The organism is Salinicola acroporae, assembly GCF_003206615.1.
Lineage (GTDB): Bacteria > Pseudomonadota > Gammaproteobacteria > Pseudomonadales > Halomonadaceae > Salinicola > Salinicola acroporae.
Map to the genome: position 1 here is coordinate 24673 of NZ_PZJW01000008.1, position 22830 is coordinate 47502.

Here is a 22830-nt window from a genome sequence, read left to right on the forward strand (position 1 = left end):
GATCAACGCACCTGTCGGATCAGCAACATCAGAAAGAACGGCGCGCCAATGGCCGCCACGAAAATCCCCGCCGGTAGATCCAGCGGCAGAAATAGCGTCCGCCCCACCAGGTCCGCCAGCATGACCACGATCGCGCCAGCAGCGATCGCCATCACGATCTGCGCCGCGCCCGGCACGGGCACCAGACGTCTGGCAAGGTGCGGGGCAATGAGACCCACGAACGCGATTGCCCCGCCCCAGGCCACGGCCAGTCCGGCAATTACCGCCGCCAGCAGCGTGAGCGCACCCCGCATCCGCTGCACGCGTACCCCGATGCCGACCGCCAGGGCGTCGTCGACCGCCGCCAGCAACGCGTACCGCACCAGCGGTGCCATCGCGACGAGCGCCAGGGCGAGACCGATAGAGAGACGCGCGACCTCGGACCAGTTGCCGCCGTATACGCTCCCGGTCAGCCACACGTAGGCCGACAGCGTGGTCGAAAACGGACTGGAAACCAGCAGAAACGTGGTGGCCGCGGTCAGCAGTGCAGAGAGCCCGATTCCCATCAGCACCAGCCGTAACGGCGTCACACCCTGCTGCCAGGCCAGCCAGTACACGATGCCGACCGCCATCAAGGCGCCCCCGGCCGCCGCCAACGGAAGCCAGGCATGGCCCAGGTCGGCGGCCAACAGCGAGAAATAAGCCACGGCGGCGGCGCTGGCACCGCTGGTCACGCCCAGGGTATCCGGCGATGCCAAAGGGTTGCGCATGACCTGCTGCAACAGCCAGCCGGAAAGCGCCAGCGCCCCGCCCACCAGCGCCGCCAGCAGGGTCCGCGGCAAACGCAGTTGCCAGACGATCAGTCCCGTGTCGCTGAGCGGCGCCGACAGCGCGGCCAGCAACTCAGGCGGCGTCAACGCTATCTTGCCCAGCGACAGGCAGCCCGCCAGCGCCACACCCACCACTCCCCAGGCCATCACCACGCGCCACCATGGACGCCATACGATAGCTCGCGAGAATCGGCCCAACCTCAGCGCCTGGATCTCAGCCATGGCGGACGCCCTGCCGTCTTACCAGCAGCATGAAAAACGGGGCACCGACCAACGCGGTCATCACACCCAGCGGTACCTCACCGGGCGGGATCAACGTCCGCGCGGCGATATCGGCACACAGCAGCAGGACGGCGCCGATCAATGCGGCCAACGGGAGCCAATGGCGATGATCCGGCGTCGCCAGACGCCGCGCGATGTGAGGCACGATCAGACCGACGAAGGCAATATTGCCCGCCATGCTGACCGAGGCCCCCGCCAGCAGCACGATCAGCGTGATCGATGCCAACTGCAGACGCCTCACGGATACCCCGGCGCCCACGGCGACGGCCTCCCCGGCCGCCAGCACGTTCCATTGGCGTAGCCAGGGCACGCAAGCCAGTAGTGCCACCAGCGCCAGTATCAGCATCGGCCAGGTGTCCGTGAGCGGCCGGCCGGCGACCGAGCCGGCAAGCCAGAAGAGTACCGAATCCAGGCCCTGCTGATCGACCACCAGAAGCGCCTGACTGAAGGCATGGAACAGCGCTGTCAATGCCGCGCCGGCCAGCAGCAGCCGCAGCGGCCCGGCGGTTGGACCTCGACGCATGGCAAGGCTCCATACCAGCGCGACCGCCAGCGCCGCACCGACAAACGCTCCCAGGTTGGCCACCGCTGCCGGCAAGCCACCTCCCATCGTGGCAAGGGCGACGACGGCGAACAGCGCGCCGGCGTTGACCCCCAGCAGGCCGGGTGCGGCCAGGGGGTTGCGTGTCAACGTCTGCATGATGCCACCCGCCACCCCGAGGCTGGCCCCGACCACCGCGGCCAGCAGCGTCCGCGGCAGCCGTGTGGTACGAATCAGCAGATCATCGACATTGGTCGGCGACGGCGACCAGAGCGCGTGCCATAGCTCGCCGAAGCCAAACCACTGCGGCCCGGCCGTCAGGCTGACCGACATCACCAGCACGAGCGACAATACGATTAGACCCGGCGCGACCCAGGACCGCGCGCGCGTCGATTCCAGACTGACATCGCCACTCATGTCCGCCCCCGCCGCTCAGCGCCCGTCAACCAGGCGTCGATGTCGTCGAGCATGGCGAAAACGCCCAGGATGCCTCCGGAAAGGCTCCAGTCGATGGCATCGATTTCCCAGACTTCGCCCTGTCTCGGCGCGGCCATCCGCTGCCATAGCAGGTGGGCCCTCAATCGACGGTAGTGTTCCGCCACGGCGGCACCGCGACCGTGACGCATGACGAAGAACACGTCGGCGTCCAGCGCCGGCAGGCCCTCGACGCCGCTCAACTTGAGCGAGACGCCGGAAAGATCACGCTGCACATCGTTCCAGCGAAAACCCAATGCGGCCAGAACCGATCCGCCGAAGCTCTCGGCGAGATAGCTGCGCACCTCATTGGCCCGGATGTCGAGCAGGGACACCGTCACCGGCCAGCGCGCCCCGAAATGCTCGCGCAGGCGCCGACGCAACCGCGACAGCCGCCGCGTGAGTCGGGTCGACAACGCCGCCGCGTTCGCCTGCCTGGACAGTGCCTCCCCCATCACCGTCAGCGTCTCCCGATAGCGGTAGATTTCATCGAACATCACCACCGGCGCCAATTGGGAGAGCAGCGGTTCGATGCGCTGGTGACGAAAGCGCGACGCCACGATCAGGTCGGGCCCGAGCAGCGCGATGTCCTCGAGACTCGGCTGGGTCTCGAGGCCAACCAGGGTGGCCCCCGACAGCGCCGAGCGCAGGTAAGGATAGATCGGCTTGTCGAGCCAAGACTCGACGACCCCGACCGGTAACACCCCCAGCGCGACCGCCGTATCCGTAGCGCCCTGAAATAGCGTCACGATGCGTGGCGCGGACGCGTCGCGCTTGTCGCCTGCGGCGAATGCCACACCGGGCGCCACCCCCAGGGCCAGTGCCATGACCAATAACTCGCGCCGCGTCATCGGGCCCTTGCCTGCCATCGATCCCCAGGACCCGGTCGCTTGCCGCGCCATTGATTAAAAGTCGACACTGTAGCCCACGGACAGCGTCCGTCCGCGCCCCGCGAAATAGCGATCGTTCATGTAGTCGGCATTGGGGCTGTCGAGCGCGCTCTGGGAGTAGTAGGTGATGTACTGCTTGTCGAACAGGTTGGCGATGCCGACGTTCAGTTCGCCCACCGGCAACTGGTAACCAACGGCAGCGTCGACCAGGGTGTAGCCATCGAAATCACGATCCCAGCCGTTGTCGCTGTCGTCGAAGTCCTTGTCGAAGGCGTGGTTGAGCTGCACGAAAGTCGTCCACAGTGGCGACCACTGGGCCGACCAGCTGGCGACGAGACGATCGGGAGAGACGTTCAGGCCATCCAGCTTGGCATCCAGCGTGCCATTGTTGTCGCTGTCATAGCGGCCCCGCATGTGGGAGTACGCCAGCTTGCCGGAATGCGCCTCGTTGAACTGGTAGCCCACCGAAGCCTCGATGCCATCGATCCGTGTCTCTTCACGCTGCATGACGAAGGCGTCGCCCTGCGTCGCGATTCGCGAACCGAAGTCGGAAGAGGAGACGTAGTAGCTCAACTCGGCGTTTAGTCGCCCGTCGTCGTAGCGCACGCCGGTCTCCACGTTGTCGGTCACGATGGGCCGCAGGTTCGAGAAGTTGTCGACCGACTGCCCGGGCGTGCTGATGCCACGCAGCACGCGCCCCACGTCGGGGATCACGAAGCCTTCGGAATAGTTGGCGAACAGGCTCCAGTGCTGAATCGGGCGCCATACCACACCGGCGTTGTAGAGCGTCTCCTCGAAGTCGGGCGAACCGCCCTCGACCTCGACACCGTTGTTCGCGGCAACGGTTCGGTAGCTGTCGATATCGAGCTTGGCATACTCGTAGCGCGCACCGGCTGAGAGCGTCAGCGAATCGATGGGACTGAAATCCACTTGCACGAATGGCGACAGATCGGTGTATTTCACCTTGGGTACATAGGTGCGACCCGTGCCCCACAGATACTGCTCGGTATCGTCACGCATGAGATCCAAACCGAGCGTGAGCTTGATGCGATCGTCCCAGAGGCCATCCTTGGTCAGCGACGTCTTGAGCCCGTATTTCTGCGTCTCCGCCATCGTCTGGTCGTAGAGCGTGCCCACCGGCGCGATGGCAGGGTCCTGGAACGACCCGGAATTGGTGGCCCCGAACAGCGATTCGTAGTCCTGGTAGAACGCCAGCACGTTCAGGTGCATGCCGGCCAGATCGTAGTCGTCCCAAGTGATACCGGTGGTCCAGACCCTGTTGTAGGGAGCGGCCCCTTCCGGCTCGTCACGCTTCGAGGTAGTGGGCACCCCGCTTGCACGATCGCCCGCGACGCTGACGTAGTGGTTCTGCCCCTCGAGGCGATAGTGATTGACGCTCAACTGCAGCCGCCGGTCATCGTCGAACCAGTAGGCGACCTTGCCGAACACGTCGTAGGCGTCGGAGTCCATCAGATCGCCCTGGGTATTGTCGACGCCGATGGGATCGCCGTCCCCATCCACGTAGCGCCCCTGGTCCTCGTAGCTCAGCGAGAAGAGGTAGTCGAGGGCGTCCTTGTTACCACTGAAACCATAGTTGGTGCGATAGCTGGTGGTGTCCCCGTTCAGCTCCGACGTCGGCGTGGTCACCTCGGCTTCGAAGTGCTGATTGAACGCGCCCGGCTCGGGACGCTTGGTGATCAGGTTGATGACGCCACCGGCCGCACCCAGGCCATTGGTGGCGTTCGCTCCCTTGATGACCTCGATATGGTCGATCATCGAGAAGTCGATGGTGTGCAGCTCGCGCCCGGTGGGGCGCAACGGGTTGGACTGTGGGATGCCATCGATCATGACCAGCGGCGCCCGCCCGCGCAGCGTCTCGCCACTGCCGCTCATCTTCTGGCGCGGGGGCGAATAGTCCGGCAGCAGGTTGCTGAGCATCTCCGACGAGTCAGAGGTGATCCGCTGCTGCTGCTCGAGCTCCTCGCGCGTGATCACGCGAATCACCTGCGGCGAGTTCTGTCGCTCGGCACCGGAGCGCGTCGCCGTGATGACCATCGTTTCGTTCGAGACGTCCGCCGTGGTGGAGGCGGCATCCGCCGCCAGAACCTGCGCAGCCGTGCCCCACCCCGCCGATATCAGCAACGTTCCCAGTACTACCCTCTCGCCGTTCATCCGCATGATCCGCCTCTCGCCGATTTTCTCGTCGTTATTTTTTCAACCCTCGCCCCAGGCCACTTCGCCGCGAGGGGAATGGCGGCGCATTATTGCAAACAATATGCAAAAGCACCAACCAACAATAACCATTCTCATATGAGAAGCGAGGACGGGATCACGCAATCGTCATCTTCATGGGCTAGTTTTCACGCCTGACGCCTCGGCATCGGGACGCTTGAACGTTTGCGGTTCTCGTCCCGACGGTTCACCTTGACGCCAGCCTCCGCGTAGCCGAAGGTCAACCCCTGGCGCGGCAGCCCATGGCCGCGTCGGTATCTCCCCGACGTGATCTGCAGCGCTTCGATGCGCCAGCGCCGCGGCAGGGGAGTTCTCTATCACTGGAACATGGATTGTGGCGGGTACCGCAGACGGTAATCGCCGGAGACCTCGACGCAATGACTCAGAGTGTGACCGCGCCAGCCAGCAAAGCCCCCCGTTACATCGCGCATCGCGGCCTATCCGCACGCGCCCCCGAAAATACCCTGGCGGCCGTGCAAGCGGCATACGACGCCGGTTGCGAGTGGGTCGAGCTGGACGTTCAGCTGCTTGGCGACGGTACCCCCGTGATCTGGCACGACGCAGGGATCAAGCGCTGTTCCGATGGCCGTGGCAAGCTGGTCAAGCTGGATGCCGAGAGCGCCGCCAAGCTGGATGCCGGCAGTTGGTTCGGCGCACAGTATCGGGGCGAGGCCATGGCGACCCTGGAAGCGATGCTGGCATTGATCCAGCGACTCGGCATGGGTCTCAATCTGGAACTCAAGGTCTGTCGCGGCCGCAACGCCATCGAACTGGTGCAAGCCGCCCTGCCTCCGACGCTGGAAGCCCTGCCGGCGGAGAAGCTGATCGTCTCCTCATTCGATCGTCACGCCCTCACGGCGGCACGGGCACTGGAATCCGATCCCGACCGCCTGCGTCTCGGCGTGCTCGACGACAAGGCCCCCAAGCGCTGGTGGCTGGAGACCGAGCGGCTTTCCGCCTACAGCCTGCACCTGGACTGGCGCAAGCTGAAGATCAAGCGGGCCCAGGAGATCGCCGACGAGGAGATCAAGCTGTTCTGCTACACCGCCAACGACCCGGTCACCTTCGAAAAGCTCTGGGACTGGGGCGTCGATGGCGTGATCAGCGATGATCCCACGCGTTTCGTCGTCCACGCGGGAGAGGCCGCCGCCCGCGCGTCGGAGACAAAAAGCGCCTGATACACCCGTCATTTAGAACCTTTGACGGCGCCTTCCCGGGCATAAGATGGGCACCATGCCCGTTTTCCAGGTCGCGAGCCGTTCATGAACCCATCCACGCTCATCGGCATCATCGCCAGCGCACTGCTGCTGGCGACCGTCGTGCTATTCACCGCTCAGGCCCCGAGCAGTTTCTTCAACCTGCCGGGGCTCGCGATCGTGCTCACCGGCACGCTGGCGGCCAGCTTCATCAGCTACCCGCTTCGGGAGATGCAGCGGCTGTGCCGCCAGATCGCCGTCGTGTTTCGACGCGAGCCCCAGGCCAGCGAGCTGGAGAGCGACCTCGAGCAGTTGATCGAAATGTCGCGCCACTGGAGCCGTGGCAATATCCGCGCCATCGAAGGCGCACTGGAGAGCACCACCAACCCTTTCCTGCGGACCGGCATACAGATGGTGATCGCCAACACCCGGGAGGAGGAGATCCGTGAAATGCTGCGCTGGCGCATGGTGCGGGTGAAGGCCAAGGAGCGCACCGAGGCGCAGATCCTGCGAACCATGGCGGTCTATGCGCCGGCATTCGGGATGCTGGGCACGCTGGTCGGACTGATCAACATGCTCGAGGTGATCCAGGCCGGCGACCTGGCGGTGATCGGCCCGCGTCTGGCGGTGGCACTGATGTCGACCTTCTACGGCATTCTGCTGGCCAACCTGTTGTTCAAGCCGATCGCGGTCAAGCTCGAACGCCGCACCGAGGCCCGGCTGATGGCCATGGCGCTGCTTCTCGAGGGGATCATGATGGTCAGCAAGCGTCGTCTGCCGGCGTTCATCGAGGAGGCGCTGAACACCTACCGTGCCGAACATCGCGACGAAATGCGCGACGCGCGACGCCCACAGCCCGCCGACGCCGCGGCCGAATCCGCATGAGCCTGGCCGCGATCTCCCCCGGCGGCCCCTTCTCCGACCTGCTGTTCGACGACGGCCCCTTCGACGACGCCGGCCGCAGCAGCGAGAGCGACTCCTGGCTGATGAGCTATCTCGACATGCTCATGCTGCTGATCACCTTCTTCGTGCTGATGCTGGCGCTCTACGGCGGCCAGCTCGTCGATCGCGACCTCGAGACGCCCGCGGTCACGGCCCTGCCGCTGCACGTGCCGGCGGTTCGCCCCCCGGCGCCTCTCCCCGCCGCGACCGTCGGCGACTTCTATCGCCCACCGCGACAGCTCGCCCCGGCGCCGCTGGCAAGTGATGTCGGCTTCTATTCGCCCGGCCCGGTCGCGGTCCCAGAAGAAAGGGTGGCCGAGGCACCGATGGTGTTCAGCGTGCCGCTGTTCGACCTGCCCGACGCCACGCCCGCAGCCGCACTGCCGCAGATCGACGGCGTCGAGGTCACCGCGATTCCCCACGGATTCAACCTGCGGATCCAGGATCACCTGCTCTTCGACAGCAGCGCCGTGGGGCTCAGCGACAGCGGTCGACAACTGGTCGAACGGCTGATCCCGACACTGCAGGCTTTCAACGGCACCATCTCGGTCGAAGGCCATACCGATAGCGTCCCGATCTCGACCCCGCGCTTCCCCTCCAACTGGGAGCTCTCGGCGGCGCGGGCCTCGGCGGTGGTGCGCGTGCTGCGGTTGGCCGGCATCGACGGCGACCGGCTACGGGCGATCGGCTACGCCTCGACCCACCCCCTGGCCAGCAACCACACCCCCACCGGTCGCGCCAGCAATCGCCGCGTGGAGCTGGTGCTTCAGGAAGCGAACTCGCCGACGCCGTGACGACTCGCCCCGAATCGCGGCGCCGCGAGCGCCGCCCCGCGCGGGAATTCCATCGGCCATCCCTGCCGATCCTGAATTCACTTGTGGGAAGGAAGCTGCGACAATCCGCCCCGTCGAGAGACGTGTGCACGGGAAGCGGGTGAGAACCCCGCACTGCCCCCGCAACGGTAATCGCGTTGGGAATATTGCATTTCCCTGGATACCACCGGGATGCGCCATCGAGCCATCCAGCCACTGTGATCCACCGGATATCGATTCGAAAGCGTTCGTGTCAAGGGAACGTCCGGGGTCATGGGAAGGCGTGTGTATCGGATGACCCGAGGGTCACCCCGCGAGAGTCCGGAGACCGGCGCGTTTCTCCTCACTGGTTGATGCGGAGGGCTCATCCAGTGACGACCCCACCTGCCCGAGGGCTCCGACGCCTGGGGCGGGTCTCGTCACGTCCGTCCTCCCATTGCGTTCTCGTCAGGATTCAGCCCCATCGGCCTCGCCCCACCAGCGGCGGTAGTCGATGGTGCCACGCAGTTGGGGATCACATCACATGCGTTACAAGAAAAGCGCCGTTACCTCGGGCGTCGCGCTCGCGGTGGCCATGGCCACGCTGCCGGCCCATGCCCAGCAGGTCTCGGCCCGACAGCAGCAGCTCGACGACGTCCAGGTCACCGCCAATCGCCTGCCGCAATCGCAGGCCGACGTGCTGGCCAGCACCACCATCATCGACCGCGCCGAGATCGAGCGCAGCCAGGCCGACAGCGTGGTCGAACTGCTTCAGGGTCGCGCCGGCATCGAGATTGCCCAGACCGGCGCGCCGGGCAGTCTCACCAGCCTGTTCATGCGCGGCAGCGAATCCGACCATAGCGTCGTGCTGGTCGATGGCGTTCGGATCAACTCGGCGACGAGCGGCGGCGCCAGCCTTGAGTTCCTGCCGCCGGAAGCGATCGACCGCATCGAAATCGTCCGCGGCCCACGAGCGGCGGCCTATGGCGCCGATGCCATCGGCGGCGTGATCCAGATATTCACCCGGCGCGGCGGCGATGGCACTCGAGGCGCGCTGAACCTGAGAGTCGGGGAGAACAGCACCAACAAGCAGAATCTGTTCGTCTCCACGGGAGACGACGACACCCGCCTTAACGCCACCCTGTTTCGCCGCCACGGCGACGGCTTCAACGCCACCGAGGCCGACACCAGCGGCGAGCGGGATGGCTTCGAACGCAGCGGTGGTCAATTGGGACTCTCTCACCGTTTCAGCGATCGGGTCGACTTCAGCTTCAATGCCCTGCGCCAGAATTTCGACACCGATTATGACGACTGTTACCCCGCCAGCGCCCTGGGCGCGTCCCAGGGCTGCCGGACCAAGGGTTACCTGCAGACCTTCGGCGGTCAGCTCGATGTTGCGCTCGACACCGACTGGGACATGATTCTCACCGCCGGTCATTTCGACGAGCAGCGGGAGGAGCGTTACGCCGGCGAGCGCAACAGCCGCACCGAGTCACACCGCAACGAGCTGGGCTTGCAGCACCGCTTTACGCGGCAAAATGGCGTCGACGTGCTCGGGGTCGACTATCGCGGGGAGCGCCTCGACTACGACGATTACGCCTATGGTTCGCGATATCAAAAGGACAGCCGCGAGAACTACGGCCTCTACGCCATGGTCCAACGCCAATATGGTCCCCACGAGGTGTCGGGCTCACTGCGCTACGACGATGATTCGCGGTTCGGCGACGAGACGACAGGTAATCTCGGCTATGCCTATCACCTGACCCGGTTCCAGCGGATCGGCGTCAGCTACGGCACCGCCTTCAAGGCGCCCAACCTGATCGATCTCTACGGACCTTACGGCACCAATCCCGATCTCGACGCCGAGACCTCGAAGACACTGGAGGCCTTCTGGGCCCTGGACCGCGGCCCTTGGGACGCTCGAGTGTCCGTGTTCGAAAGCCGGATCGACGATCTGATCAGCTATGACCCGACGACCTATATTCCCTACAACGTCGATGAAGCGCGCATCCGGGGCGTCGAGTTGAGCGGCGGCTGGCAACGCGGCGGTCTTGCCCTGCGCGCCAGCCTGACTCACCAGGATCCGGAGGATCGCGATACCGGCGACCGACTCAAGCGCCGCGCCAGGACGTTCGGCCGCGTCGATGCCGACTACAGCCTCGCTGCCTGGTCCGTTGGCACCACCCTGCGCGCCGCGGGCGATCGCCGCGACACCCAGTTCTCCTTTCCCTACGGCGACACCACCACGGCCGGCTACGGCGTGGTCGACCTGCGCACCGCCTGGCAGGTCACGCCGACCGTCGAACTGTCTGCCAAGCTGGAAAACGCCTTCGACAAGGATTATCAGCTGGTGGATGGCTACAACACCCAGGACCGCTATCTCGAAGGTGGCGTGAAGCTCAGCTTCTGACTGCCTTTCACATGCAGCGGCGCCGACTCCCCGGCGCCGCTGCCTCTTCCCTCTTCCCTCTTTAAACAGCTTCTCCCTCTCCGCGCCCGGTGATACTGTATATATGAACAGTCACCACAGGAGTCGCTGGCATGACGTCTCCCTCCAGGCCCATGAAAGGCCGCGGCGCGACCTACAACCCCGACAACCGTTTCCAGCCGACCCACAGCACCCGTGAAGACGACGGCTGGTGGCAGGAGGAGCTGCCGCCGCGAATCGCTACCCAGGTCCAGTTCGAGGCGCCTCGCACGGCGCTCTCCTGGAATCAGTCGCCGGATCTGGGATTCGATCGCTCGCTCAACCCCTATCGCGGCTGCGAGCACGGCTGCATCTACTGCTACGCCCGGCCCAGCCACGCCTATTGGGATCTCTCTCCCGGCATCGATTTCGAGACCCGGCTGATCGCCAAGACCGGCATGGCAGACCGGCTGCGCGAGGAGCTGTGCAAGCCCGGTTACGTCTGCCGCCCCATCAATCTCTCCGGCAACACCGACTGCTACCAGCCGATCGAGGTCCAACACGGGACGACGCGCTCGCTGCTGGAACTCCTGCTGGCATGTCGCCACCCGGTTACGCTGGTGACCAAGAGCGCACTGATCCTGCGTGACCGTGAACTGCTGGCCGAGATGGCGCGACTGCGTCTGGTCAGGGTCTTCGTCAGTCTCACCTCGCTCGACAACGAGTTGAAACGCACCCTGGAGCCGCGCACGGCCTCTCCGGCGGCGCGTCTCAAGATCATCCGGGAGCTGCACCAGGCGGGAATACCGGTCGGCGTGCTGGTGGCGCCGGTGATTCCTGCCATCAACGATAGCGAGATCGAGACCCTCCTGGCCCGGGCCGCCGACGCCGGCGCCCGGAGCGCCAACTGGACGCTGCTGCGCCTGCCGCGCGAGGTGTCGCCGCTGTTCGAGGCCTGGCTGGAGCAGCACTACCCGGAGCGCGCGGGCAAGGTGATGAGCCTGATCCGCCAGTCCCGCGGCGGCCACGCCAACGACAGTCGCTTCGGCCATCGCATGCGTGGCGAAGGCCTGTTCGTGGACATGATCGATCAGCGCTTCCGCCGCGCGGCCAAGCGGTTGGGAATGGGTCGACGGGCGGACATGGATCTCGATACCACCCGCTTCCGTGCGCCTCACGCCCAGCAGGACCTGTTCGGCTGATTCTCGGGAACCAGCCGACACCTGCCGACGACATTCCATGGTAGGAATGTCATTATCGCGTTTGTCGCTTAAGCTTCCTTTAAGTCTAGCCCGCGACCATGGCGGCACGCCGCTCGCGCGCTCCGCGACACGATCAATCGAGCCAAACCGAACCGCCTGGGCCATACATTCAGAGAGGCGGGTTTCATCCATCGCCCAAGCCATCGGTCACCTCGCCAGGAAATTGCCATCAATGCATTCATCCCTTCGCTCCCCGCTGCTCTCGATCCTGATTCCGGCCAAGGACGAGGCCGGCAACCTGCCAGGCCTGCTCGATGAGATCGAGCGGGCACTGGCGGATATCGATCACGAAGTCATCGTGGTCGACGACGCCTCGACCGACGGCACCTGGGATCTGCTGGAACGACGGGCCGCGCGGGATCCTCGCCTGCGCCCGATGCGTCACGCCCGGAGTGCGGGGCAAAGCACCTCGGTCTGGCAGGCGGCCAGGGCCGCGCGAGGTGTCTGGCTCGGGACGCTCGATGGCGACGGCCAGAACGACCCGGCCGATCTTCCCAGGCTGTTCGAACGCGCCCGGCGTGGGGATGTCGCACTGGTCGCGGGACACCGCACCAATCGCCGTGACGACTGGATCAAACGGTTGTCCTCCAGGGTGGCCAATCGCGTGCGCTCGGCGCTGCTGAACGACGCCACGCCGGATACCGGTTGCGGGTTGAAGGTGGTGCACCGCGAAGCCTTCATGTCACTCCCCTACTTCGACCACATGCACCGTTTTCTGCCGGCGCTGATCCGCGCCCAGGGCGGCCAGTGCGTCTCCGTTCCGGTCAACCACCGTCCCCGGGGGACCGGGGCATCGCACTATGGGCTCAACAATCGCCTGTGGGTCGGGCTGGTGGATATGGTCGGCGTCATGTGGTTGCGCCGCCGTAGCCGGCTGCCCGCGGCGTGCCTCGAGCCGACTGACGCGATGACGGCGCCGGACGACGCGGGCGATCACCGGCACCCCGACGGTGAGGAGGTGACATCATGAACCAGGAGTGGATATGGGTGATCATCGGCTTTATCGGCCAGACCCTGTTTTCTGCCCGTTTCATCATCCAGTGGCTCGCCAGCGAACGCGCCAGGCGCAGCATCATTCCCGTCGCATTCTGGTTCTTCAGCATCGGCGGCGGTGCCACCCTGCTGGCCTACGCGATCTACCGCCGCGACCCGGTATTCATCGCCGGCCAAGGTGCCGGCCTGGTCATCTACGTTCGCAATCTGATGCTGATCCGGCGGGAGAAGCACCAGGCTAGCGTCCCGGAAACCCCCTCGAATTCGTGAACGAGACCTCGCTCATGCGGCGCTTCCTGTCCGATCCCTCACAGGCCCATTATCGGCGTGCCTGGCTGCTATTGCTGCTGTTCACTACCGTGCTGCTGGGCATCGGTATCGGCCTGCGGGACCCATGGCCGGCCGACGAACCGCGTTTCGCCCTCAACGCGCTGGAGATGTTGCGCACCGGCCAGTTCTGGTTTCCGCATCGCGGCGGCGAGCTCTATCCCGACAAGCCGCCGGTGTTCATGTGGGCCTCGGCGCTGAGCATCTGGCTGACCGGCTCCGTGCGCTGGGGATTCTTGATTCCCACCACGCTTGCGGGTATCGGCACCCTGCTGCTGACGGTGGATCTGTGTCGCCGCCTTTACGGCCGCCGCATCGCGCTGATGTCGGGGCTGGCGCTGCTGAGCGCGTTCCAGTTCGTGCTGCAGGCCAAGACCGCGCAGATCGACATGATGCTGACCTTCTGTACCACGCTCGCCACCTATGGCCTGCTCCGCCACGCCCTGCTGGGCCCGGCCCGGCGCTGGTGGCTGGTGGGCTGGGCAGCGATGGGGCTGGGCATCATCACCAAAGGTGTCGGCATCCTGCCACTGACGCTGCTTCCGGCCTGGCTATGGATGGCCTACTCCGGGCGTTCTCGCGGACGAATCGCCCCCATCACGCTCAAGGCTGCCCTCCAGGGGGTAGCCGTCATGGTGGCCTGCATCGCGGCCTGGGCCGTGCCGATGATCGTGATGGCGACCTGGGGAGACGATCCCTCGCTGGCAGCCTACCGAGACAACATTCTGTTCAAGCAGACCGGCCAGCGGTATGCCGACTCCTGGACCCACCTCGAACCCTGGTATTACTACCTGGTCAGCGTGCTGCCCTGGGCATGGATGCCATTGGTCCTGGCCTTTCCGTGGGCACTCCCCGCCTGGTGGCGTCGGCTGAGACGCTCCGATCCGCGAATCCTGCTGCCGCTCAGTTCGGTGATACTGATCGTGACCTTCTTTTCCCTCTCGCCCGGCAAGCGCGGCGTCTACATGCTGCCGACCTTGCCGTTGCTGGTATTGGCGATGGCACCGCTGCTGCCGGGACTTGTCACCCGAAAGGGCCTGCAGTGGCTGGGTTTCGGCCTGCTGGCATTGCTGGGCGGGCTGCTGCTGGCCGCGGGCATTCTCGGCGCTGCCGGTCTGCCCGCGCTGACCAAGGTCGCCGAGCGTCACGCCGTCTCCCCGTGGGCCTGGTGGATCGTGATCGGCGCCATCGCCGTGGGGCTGCTAGTCATCCTGCGGCCTCGCCGCGGACTCTGGGCACTGGCCAGCTGGCTGGTGGTGTTCTGGGTGAGCTGGTCGACCTGGGGCTACGCGCTGCAGGATCATGCGCGCTCGCCGCGTGACATGATGGCGCAGGTGCGGTCGATCACTGGCGCCGACACCTGGTTGGCCATGCCGGACTTCGACGAGGAGTTCCTGCTCCAGTCCCGCCAGCCCAGCATCCAGTTCGGCGACCGCACCCCCGCCAGTGCCCAGTTCCGGCGGGCGTTCGCCTGGCTGCAGCAGGATCGAAGCCGCTGGATGTTCGCGATGCAGCGCCAGGCCGAGGATTACGACTGCATCGACCGGGACCAGATTCATGACCTGGGCATTCAGAATGGCGACGACTGGTGGCTCATCCCGGCAACCGCCGTCGATCGGTGCCAGGGCGACGCCAACGCAGCACCGCTGTTCGTGGCACCCACCACGCTGCCGGATCACACCGGCAACGCGCCCAGGGTCTGACGACAGCGAGTTTCTCGCCCCAGGGAGGGCTCCTCTGGGATCCGGGCACCTTGCGAGGCGTTGAATCTGGCGCCCCGAAACCGGGGCCAGACTCATGGCTCGAGGCCGGGATCAGGCCACGGCGTCCAGCCAGTCGAGCCGCACCCTCAGTCCGCCGTCGTCGCGGTTGGCGAGAGACAGGCTCAGGCGCTGGCGCTCGGCGATCTCAACGGCGATCGACAGCCCCAGACCGCTGCCGCTGATGCGCTGGTCGGAAGCCCGCTGGAAGCGTTGGGTCACGGCTTCCAGCATCGATTCGGGGATTCCCGGCCCGGAGTCTTCGATGCTCAACCACGGTCGCTGGCCGTCGATCCCCACGGTAACGACGACCCGCCCTCCCGGCGGGGTGTAACGCAGCGCGTTGTCCATCAGGTTGCGGATCAGGATCCCCAGCTCGGTGGCGTTGCCCATCACGGTGACGGGCTTGCCCTCGATGATTTCCAGCGCCTGTTGCTGCGACTCGGCCAGCGGCCATAGATCGGCAGCCAGATCCATGACCAGCGCCGGTAACGCGACCGGTTCGGGAGCCGGTCGCGGCTGATCGATATCGAGCCGGGCCAGCAGCAGCAGCTGTTCGACCACTCGCTGCAACCGCTCGATGCCGTTGTAGGCCTTGTCCAGCGCACTGGGCTCACCGAAGCGGGCGTTGTCCAGATGAATCTTCATCGCGGCCAGTGGCGTGCGCAGCTCGTGGGCGGCATCGGCGGTGAAGCGGCGTTCGCGCTCCAGCGTCTGCCCGAGTCGATCGATGAAGTCATTGAGCGCGCCACGCAGGGTCTGCAACTCCCTAGGTACCGCCACCCGGATCGGGCTGAGGTCTTTTTCGTCCCGTGATCTGACCTGGCGCGACAGATGATCGATGGGCCCCAGACCACGTCGGATCAGCCGCGCGATCAGCCAGATCAGAACAGGCAATGCCAGCAGTAACGGCACGAAATTGCCCAGCGCGACCTTGTTGGAGAGCTCGTCCTGGAAAGACTCCCTCAAACCGACGCTGATCCAGCGACCACCGTCTACCGGCATACTGAAGACCCGCCACCGGTGCCCCTCGTAGGTGACCCAGCGATGTCCGGTCTTACGTGGGGGAGGAAATCCCTCGTCATTTTCGCCCCAGCGGGAACCCAGCAGGATGGGGCGAAGCGCGTCGTCCCAGAAGCCCACTGACAGCATCCGCTCCTCGTGATCATAGAGCTTCGGATCGGTATCCGGAGAAAGCTGCGGCTCGGCCTGGCCATACCAGTGGGCGAAATGGCCCGGCTGAGAGAGCTGCTCCGCGATGGCGGCATAGGCTTGCGGCGTGGTGTCGGTATCGACGAGCCCCGACACCACGCGCGCCTGCAGGCTCAACTGGGCGTCGAAGATCTCTTCCATCTCATGACGGGTGATCAGGTAGGCGGCGGTCACGGCCAGGGCCATGACCAGAAGCAGAACACCGGCGAGGGTAAAATTGAGATAGCGGCGAATCGATGTCATGCCACGCGGCTATCCAGGCGATAACCGATCCCTCTGACGGTGGTGATCAGGTGCTTGTCGAGCTTGCGCCGCAAGTGATGGACATGGACCTCGAGCGCGTTGGAGCCGACCTCCTCGCCCCAGCCATAGAGCAGGCTTTCCAGCTTGGGCCGGGACATCACCTTGTCGCTGTTTCTGGCCAGTTCCAGCAGCAGCGCGAACTCGCGGCGCCCGAGGGTGATCGTGTCGCCTCGCCAACTGACCACATGCTGCGACTCATCGATCGTCAACTGTCCAATCGAAAGCAGTTGGGTCGAACGCCCCTCGGCGCGCCGGGTCACCACCCGCATCCGCGCCAGCAGCTCCTGCAGATCGAACGGCTTGAGGACGTAGTCGTCGGCGCCCGCATCCAACCCCTGGATGCGCTGCTCGACGGCGTCGCGGGCGGTCAGGATCAGGACCGGGATCGAATGCTGCCGACGGATCTCCTTCAATACCATCAACCCATCGATATCCGGCAGCCCCAGGTCGAGAATGACCAGCGAGAACGGCTCGACGCGCACCGCTTCCAGTGCGTCGCGACCTTTCAGCAGCCAATCGACGACGTAACCCTCTCGGATCAGGGCAGTGCGGATGCCGTCACCCAGCAAGGGATCATCTTCCACCAACAATACGCGCATTGCGGTTTCCGTCTTGGTTTACCCGTGGAGATCCGGTGATCTCACTTTTCTCGTACATTGAGGCATACATGTCTTAACGATTTCTTATCGCCTCCTGCCCTCGAGATACCTGTGGGTGAGCCACCGGGCGCCGACCGTCTTTGCCGGCCGGATAATGTTTCGTTAAGCCAGCAGCGCCACAGTGGCCTCTCGAAGCCACCTCGGGACGTCATCGCGTGATCAGCATCCAGAAATTTTCGCCCTTATCGTACACGCTACGGTTACAGGCCAGGCATCGAGACGCCCTCGTCATCCTCGTGCTGTGGGCGATGTCGCTGGCCTGCGCGCTGTTCAGGCCGTTGATGCCGATCGACGAGACGCGCTACGTCTCGGTGGCCTGGGAGATGTGGCACAACCACTCGCTTTTGCTGCCGCTCATGAATGGCGAAGCCTACGCCGACAAGCCTCCGCTGCTGTTCTGGCTGATCCAGTCGGGCTGGACGCTGTTCGGCGTCAATGACTGGTGGCCCAAGTCGATCTCGCCGCTGGCCTCGCTGATCGCGATGATCCATCTCTATCGAATCGCACGGCGACTGGGTTACGCCGGTAGTCAGGCGCGTCTGGCACCGATGGTGCTTGGCGCCATGCTGATGTGGAATCTCTACGCTGGCGCATTGATGTTCGACATACTGCTGAGTGCCTGCCTGCTGGGCGCCATCTCGCCATTGATAGCGGGTCAGTTCACCTCACGCAAGGCCATCATCAGTGGACTGTGGCTGGGCTTGGCGCTGCTGGCCAAGGGGCCGGCGGCCTTCGTGACGTTGACGCCGATTGTGCTGTCGATTCCGCTCTGGCGCGCCTCGCCGTTGGGCGGGCCCGGCCGGCGGCGCCTGGCCTTCGCCTTGGTGCTCGGGATCTCGATGCTATTGACCTGGGCGCTGTCCGCCGCCTGGCTGGGCGGTGCCGCCTACGCCAGGGACCTGCTCTGGGGTCAGAGTGTCGACCGCCTGCAGCACGCCATGGCCCACGCGCGCCCGGCGTGGTGGTACCTGCCGTGGCTGCCACTGCTGACCTTCCCGTGGTCGCTGTGGCCCGCCGGGTGGCCACGCCTCCCACGGCAGCGCCATCAGCGACTGGCCTGGATCTGGCTGATCGCACCGTTACTGGTCTTCTCGTCGATCAGCGGCAAGCAGATCCACTATCTGATGCCGCTGCTACCTGCACTGGCGCTGCTGGTCATGGACCGCCTGGGTCAGGTCGCCCCGGACAAGCCATTTCGCCTACGGTCGGCGGCAACGGCGATGATGCTGCTGGGCGTGGCGGCGCTCGGCCTGGCGGGGTTCGGCCGCGCCGAGGTCGTCGGCTCGATGATTTCGCCTTTCGGCGCACTGGTGCTGCTCGCGTTCGCCGCCATCGTATGGCGGCAACGCTGGCGAAGCAGCGCCCAGGCTACCCGCGGCCTCGCGCTCGGCACGGCTGTCGCCACGCTGATAACGGCTCAGTTGGTGCTGGCCCCGCTCTGGAGCCATTACGACATTGGCGCGCCGAGCAGACTGTTGGCCAGACTCGAAGCCAGTGGCGTCCCCGTAGCCTTCAATGGCGACAACTATCAGGCCACCTTCCAGTTTGCCGGACGCCTGGAAAGGCCACTGGTCACGCTCTCCGGCAATCCCGCGGACCTCTGCCGGTTCGGGCAACGGTCTCCAACCGGCTGGATCGTGGGTCGAGAGCGCGACCTGGGCCCGCTGATCGTCCAGGATGGCGCCGCCCACGTATTCGACTATCGTGGCGGAAAGCTGGACATCGTGCCTGTCACCGCGCTGTCATTTAGTCCCCGACGACCTGCTTGCGACTGGTAGAATTCGGTCGCGGCTCACCGGCCCGAGCGGTGAAGATTCTTTCAATACAGGAACCAGCATGAAAATTCTCGTCACCGGCGCGGCCGGATTCATCGGCTTTCACCTTGCCGACCGCCTCGCTCGCGAGGGCCACAGCGTCGTCGCGCTGGACAATCTCAACGACTACTACGCCGTGTCGCTCAAGCAGGCACGCAGGGAACGATTGACGGGCATCCCCTTTCATCGCATCGATATCGCGGACCTCGAATCGCTGGAGACGCTTTTCGCGCGCGAACGCTTCACCCATGTCGTCAATCTCGCGGCGCAGGCCGGGGTACGCCACTCCGTGGAGCATCCCCACGAGTACGGTCGCAGCAATCTGACGGGGTTTCTCAACCTGCTCGACGTGTGCAAGCGACACGACATCGAACATCTTCTCTACGCCTCCTCCAGCTCGGTCTACGGGCGCCAGAAGACGCTGCCCTTCCGGGAAACCGACCCGGTGGACCAGCCTGCGTCGATCTACGCCGCCACCAAGCGCGCCAACGAGATGATGGCCTACAGCTACGCCGACCTGCACCGGCTGCCCGCCACCGGGATGCGATTCTTCACGGTCTATGGCCCGTGGGGACGCCCGGACATGGCACCTTGCCTGTTCGCGTCGAGCCTGCTGCGGGGAGAGCCTATCGAGATCTTCAATCACGGTCGCATGGCGAGGGACTTTACCTACATCGACGACGTGGTCGAATGCATCGTGCGGCTGCTGCCTCATGCACCACACCCCGATGCTGACCGGCCCGCGCCCCACGAAATCTACAACCTGGGCCGCGGCAAGCCGGTCGCCCTGCTCGACTTCGTCGACACGCTGGAAAAGCGTCTGGGAGTCGATGCCACGAGACATTTCAAGCAGATGCAGCCGGGTGATGTCGAGCGAACCTGGGCGGATACTCACAAGCTGCGATCGGTCATCGACTACACCCCTCGCGTCTCCCTCGAGGAAGGCATCGATCAGTTCGTCACCTGGCTGCTCGACTACCGCGAGCTGATGCTGGACGCCATGGCCGCTTGATCGCCGCCTCCATCGACAGTTCAACGGTCGTCGAACGGGAAGCGTTGGCGTAGCATCTGGCACAACTCCCCGAACGACGAGTCCAAGCATGCCGTTGAGCAAGACCCGAACCAGTTTCTATCGCCGCCTCTACGTCGCCCACCTGATCGATGCCGGCCTCGCCGCCAGCGTTCCGGCCATCGTCGAGCTCAGTGGCATGCCGCGCCGCACGGCCCAGGACACCCTGGCGGCGCTCGCGGAACTCGATATCCGCTGCGAGTTCGAGCAGTCCCGCGGCGAACGCCACCAGATCGGCCGCTACGTGATCCGTGATTGGGGCCCCATCTCTTCGAGCTGGGTGAATGACCATGCCGAGCAGATCGCCGGCGCCCTGGACTACCCGCTGCCCAGGCCGTGAGTTCGCCAAGGCCCTCCCTCCCGACCATCAACAATCGGAGTCGCCCATGAGCGATCGCCAGCAGCGTCATCAGCAAGCCATGCAGAAGCTCAAATCCCATGTCGACGAGAAGGTCGCCGCCGCTACCGAGCAGCGAGGCCTGCTGCTGGTCTTCACCGGCAACGGCAAGGGCAAGACCACGGCGGCGTGGGGCACGGTGACCCGGGCGCTGGGCTACGGTTACCGTGTCGGCGTGATCCAGTTCATCAAGGGACTCTGGGAGTGCGGCGAACGCGAGCGGCTGATCGAGGATCCCCATCTCGAGGTCCACGTCATGGCGACGGGTTTCACCTGGGATACCCAGAACCGCGACAGCGATACCGCCGCCTGCCTCGAGGTCTGGCGCGAAGCCGAGCGGCTGCTCGCCGATCCCGAGGTCTACCTGGTGGTACTCGACGAGATCACCTATATGCTCAAGTTCGGCTATCTCGACATCGACACGATCAAGCGCGCCATCGACAATCGCCCACCGGAGCAGAGCGTCATCGTCACCGGGCGCAACGCCCATCGCGGGCTGGTCGAGATGGCGGACACGGTCACCGACATGCACGACACCAAGCACGCCTTCGATGCGGGAGTGCAGGCGCGCCGCGGCATCGACTACTGAGAAAAGCGATCTCCGCCCAATGCCCTGCACACCTCTCGCACCGCCTGGATCATGCGCGGCCCGGGGCGGCTGATCGTATCCGGGTCCAGCGTGTACAACGCGCCGTTACGCACCGCCGGCAGCTCGTCACGGCCGGCCCAGAACGCTTTCCAGCGGTCGTCGGCACCGGCTGCCAGGATGATCTCCGGCTGCGCTTCGAGCAGCGATTCCCAGCCAATCTGCGGCACCAGCACCGAGGCCTCTTCGAACAGCGGCACGCCGCCGCAGTGACGAATGACCTGAGTCACGATCTGCCCGCCGGCCAGCGTGGTCAATGGCGACTGCCCCAACTGGTAGAAGACCCGCGGTGCCGGCGACAGCGTCTGTGAACTGCTTCTCAGCCCTCCCTCGAACCGCGAGGCGGCCTGTTCTCCGGCAGTATCATGACCCGTCAGGCGGCCGATATCGCGCAGATCGTCGGCGATCTGCGCGAGGCGCCGCGGTTCGCTGCGGTAAACGGGGATGCCCAGCCGGTCCAGTTGCTCGATCAGCGATGCCGGGGTGCCACTGCCCCAGGCCAGCACCAGATCCGGCTGCTTGGCGACGATCGCTTCGAGGGGAATGCCACGGTAGCTGCCGACCCGGTCGATCTCTTTCGCCGCCGATGGATAGTCGCTGCCCTCGATGACGCCGACCAGTTGGCCGCCGGCGCCGACGGCGTAACTCATCTCCACCAGATGCGGCGCCAGCGCCACGAGCCGCTGGGCGGGCCGGGACAGCGCGACGGTACGCCCGCTGTCATCCACGACGCTGATGGCGTCGCTCGCCGCCAACGCGTGCAGCGGCAACAACAGCGCGCCGATGGCGGCGAGCGCCGGCCGCCACCGGAAGCACGACATCGCGGCATGCCACAATGGGGAAAGAGAGCGCATCACCGGTTCTGCAAGTTGGGCTGAAGGTGTCGGCGAGCATAGCATGGGAACCGAATGACGCCGGAGGCGTCTATGCAGCGCCCACATCTTGCACGACATCCGTTTTTCGATAGAGGAAGTTCCATGTCTCGAGACGCTCTGTTCAATCGTTCGGCCCACTCTCACGCCTCATCCCGCCGCAGTCGCCTGGCCCGTCACCTGGGCCTGGGGCTCGCCGGGATGATGGCGACCGTGGCATTGGCCGCGCCAGCGCTCGCCGACAAGACGCCACACCAGCTCCATGTCCAGGCCAACGCCACGATCGATGTCGCGCCGGATCAGGCAACGCTGAATGCGCGGTTGTGGGAGCTGACGCCGGCCCAGGTTCAGGGAGAAGAGTCCTCGGGCGACAGTGACGCCATCAAGACAGCGCGTGACCGGCTCGAAAGCCGCACCGGCGAGTTGATCCGCACCCTGGAAAACGCCGGCATCGACAGCCAGCAGATCCGAGCCGGCTCGCTCAGCGTGCGCCCGGACATCGTCCAGGCCGGCACCCGGGGCGACGACGACTCGCCGTCGAAGGTGCGCACCCGGATCGAACGGTCGGTGTCGTTGACGCTGAACGACCTCGACCGGCTGCCGCGGGTGCTCGATGCCCTGACCACCGCTGGCGTCGACTCCCTCGACGGTGTCAGCTATGGCCTACAGGACAGCGACGCGGCCGACGACCGTGCCCTCAAGCAGGCCCTGGAGCGCGCGCGCCAGAAGGCCGAGATGATGGCCGACACCCTGAATGTCGACCTGGGCGATGTCGTCAATATCGAAGAGACCACGGCGCCCCGCTATCAACCGCAGATGATGATGCGCGCCGCCGAGGCCGACAGCGCCAGCTCGGCCGAATATCGCAGCGGCGAGATCAGTATCGACGCCGGTGTCAGCGTGACCTGGGAAATCGACGACTGACGATGCCGGGCGGGCCGCGCGGCCCGCC

Annotated in this window: 19 protein-coding genes, 1 pseudogene and 1 riboswitch; of the genes and pseudogenes, 13 read left to right on the forward strand and 7 right to left on the reverse strand. The window is 65.3% G+C overall.

Annotated elements, in window-relative coordinates:
- Positions 1-2: 2 nt before the first annotated feature.
- From DOM54_RS14080 to DOM54_RS14095, 4 genes are all read right to left on the reverse strand, one after another.
- Entirely contained in the window at positions 3-1031 is a 1029-nt protein-coding gene (locus DOM54_RS14080; protein ID WP_110716951.1) for a FecCD family ABC transporter permease, read from the reverse strand.
- The gene (locus DOM54_RS14085; protein WP_110716952.1) at positions 1024-2049 is read right to left on the reverse strand and encodes a FecCD family ABC transporter permease; all 1026 of its coding nucleotides are present in this window, start codon (positions 2047-2049) and stop codon (positions 1024-1026) included. Before DOM54_RS14085 ends, DOM54_RS14080 begins: the two co-directional genes overlap by 8 nt.
- Positions 2046-2933, reverse strand: coding sequence for an ABC transporter substrate-binding protein (locus DOM54_RS14090; RefSeq protein ID WP_206019116.1), 888 nt, complete (start codon positions 2931-2933; stop codon positions 2046-2048). Before DOM54_RS14090 ends, DOM54_RS14085 begins: the two co-directional genes overlap by 4 nt.
- Before the next feature lie 78 nt (positions 2934-3011).
- Positions 3012-5174 (reverse strand): TonB-dependent receptor, encoded by a 2163-nt coding sequence (locus DOM54_RS14095; RefSeq protein WP_240613912.1) that lies wholly within the window; start codon positions 5172-5174, stop codon positions 3012-3014.
- 431 nt (positions 5175-5605) lie between these two features.
- Between DOM54_RS14095 and DOM54_RS14100 the strand changes: the two genes are divergently transcribed.
- From DOM54_RS14100 to DOM54_RS14135, 8 genes are all read left to right on the forward strand, one after another.
- Positions 5606-6406, forward strand: coding sequence for a glycerophosphodiester phosphodiesterase family protein (locus DOM54_RS14100; RefSeq protein WP_206019117.1), 801 nt, complete (start codon positions 5606-5608; stop codon positions 6404-6406).
- A gap of 84 nt (positions 6407-6490) precedes the next feature.
- On the forward strand, positions 6491-7309 hold the full coding sequence (locus tag DOM54_RS14105; protein ID WP_110716955.1) for a motility protein A: 819 nt from the start codon (positions 6491-6493) through the stop codon (positions 7307-7309).
- On the forward strand, positions 7306-8160 hold the full coding sequence (locus tag DOM54_RS20450; protein ID WP_162619881.1) for an OmpA/MotB family protein: 855 nt from the start codon (positions 7306-7308) through the stop codon (positions 8158-8160). Before DOM54_RS14105 ends, DOM54_RS20450 begins: the two co-directional genes overlap by 4 nt.
- An 88-nt stretch (positions 8161-8248) precedes the next feature.
- Positions 8249-8529, forward strand: a riboswitch (cobalamin riboswitch).
- Positions 8530-8701: 172 nt separating this feature from the next.
- The gene (locus DOM54_RS14115) at positions 8702-10567 is read left to right on the forward strand and encodes a TonB-dependent receptor domain-containing protein (protein WP_162619882.1); all 1866 of its coding nucleotides are present in this window, start codon (positions 8702-8704) and stop codon (positions 10565-10567) included.
- A 131-nt stretch (positions 10568-10698) separates the two neighbouring features.
- Positions 10699-11766 (forward strand): PA0069 family radical SAM protein, encoded by a 1068-nt coding sequence (locus tag DOM54_RS14120; protein ID WP_110716957.1) that lies wholly within the window; start codon positions 10699-10701, stop codon positions 11764-11766.
- Between the two features lie 232 nt (positions 11767-11998).
- Positions 11999-12796 carry a glycosyltransferase family 2 protein gene (locus DOM54_RS14125; protein ID WP_110716958.1) on the forward strand — a complete coding sequence of 266 codons (798 nt, stop codon included), beginning with the start codon at positions 11999-12001 and terminating at the stop codon, positions 12794-12796.
- Positions 12793-13089 (forward strand): lipid-A-disaccharide synthase N-terminal domain-containing protein, encoded by a 297-nt coding sequence (locus DOM54_RS14130; protein WP_110716959.1) that lies wholly within the window; start codon positions 12793-12795, stop codon positions 13087-13089. Before DOM54_RS14125 ends, DOM54_RS14130 begins: the two co-directional genes overlap by 4 nt.
- A 14-nt stretch (positions 13090-13103) precedes the next feature.
- Entirely contained in the window at positions 13104-14849 is a 1746-nt protein-coding gene (locus tag DOM54_RS14135) for an ArnT family glycosyltransferase (RefSeq protein ID WP_110716960.1), read from the forward strand.
- A gap of 111 nt (positions 14850-14960) precedes the next feature.
- Here DOM54_RS14135 and DOM54_RS14140 read toward each other — a convergent pair whose 3' ends face one another.
- The gene (locus tag DOM54_RS14140; RefSeq protein WP_110716961.1) at positions 14961-16361 is read right to left on the reverse strand and encodes an ATP-binding protein; all 1401 of its coding nucleotides are present in this window, start codon (positions 16359-16361) and stop codon (positions 14961-14963) included.
- Positions 16358-17020, reverse strand: a complete 663-nt coding sequence (locus DOM54_RS14145; RefSeq protein ID WP_110716962.1) for a response regulator — start codon at positions 17018-17020, stop codon at positions 16358-16360. The genes DOM54_RS14140 and DOM54_RS14145 overlap by 4 nt, the downstream gene beginning before the upstream one ends.
- A gap of 215 nt (positions 17021-17235) precedes the next feature.
- Here DOM54_RS14145 and DOM54_RS14150 point away from each other — a divergent pair, with 215 nt between their 5' ends.
- From DOM54_RS14150 to cobO, 4 genes and pseudogenes are all read left to right on the forward strand, one after another.
- Complete coding sequence (locus DOM54_RS14150) at positions 17236-18858, forward strand: ArnT family glycosyltransferase (protein ID WP_162619883.1); 1623 nt, start codon at positions 17236-17238, stop codon at positions 18856-18858.
- A 58-nt stretch (positions 18859-18916) separates the two neighbouring features.
- Positions 18917-19906, forward strand: coding sequence for an SDR family NAD(P)-dependent oxidoreductase (locus tag DOM54_RS14155; RefSeq protein WP_110716964.1), 990 nt, complete (start codon positions 18917-18919; stop codon positions 19904-19906).
- An 88-nt stretch (positions 19907-19994) separates the two neighbouring features.
- Positions 19995-20303 carry a winged helix-turn-helix domain-containing protein gene (locus tag DOM54_RS14160; RefSeq protein ID WP_110716965.1) on the forward strand — a complete coding sequence of 103 codons (309 nt, stop codon included), beginning with the start codon at positions 19995-19997 and terminating at the stop codon, positions 20301-20303.
- A gap of 34 nt (positions 20304-20337) precedes the next feature.
- Positions 20338-20949 (forward strand): annotated as a pseudogene (gene cobO / locus DOM54_RS14165) (cob(I)yrinic acid a,c-diamide adenosyltransferase); the annotation flags it as partial.
- Here the strand turns inward: cobO and DOM54_RS14170 are convergent.
- The gene (locus tag DOM54_RS14170) at positions 20943-21860 is read right to left on the reverse strand and encodes a cobalamin-binding protein (RefSeq protein ID WP_162619884.1); all 918 of its coding nucleotides are present in this window, start codon (positions 21858-21860) and stop codon (positions 20943-20945) included. The pseudogene cobO and the gene DOM54_RS14170 sit on opposite strands and share 7 nt — an antisense overlap.
- 123 nt (positions 21861-21983) lie before the next feature.
- Between DOM54_RS14170 and DOM54_RS14175 the strand changes: the two genes are divergently transcribed.
- Entirely contained in the window at positions 21984-22802 is an 819-nt protein-coding gene (locus DOM54_RS14175; RefSeq protein WP_110716968.1) for an SIMPL domain-containing protein, read from the forward strand.
- Positions 22803-22830: the final 28 nt, after the last annotated feature.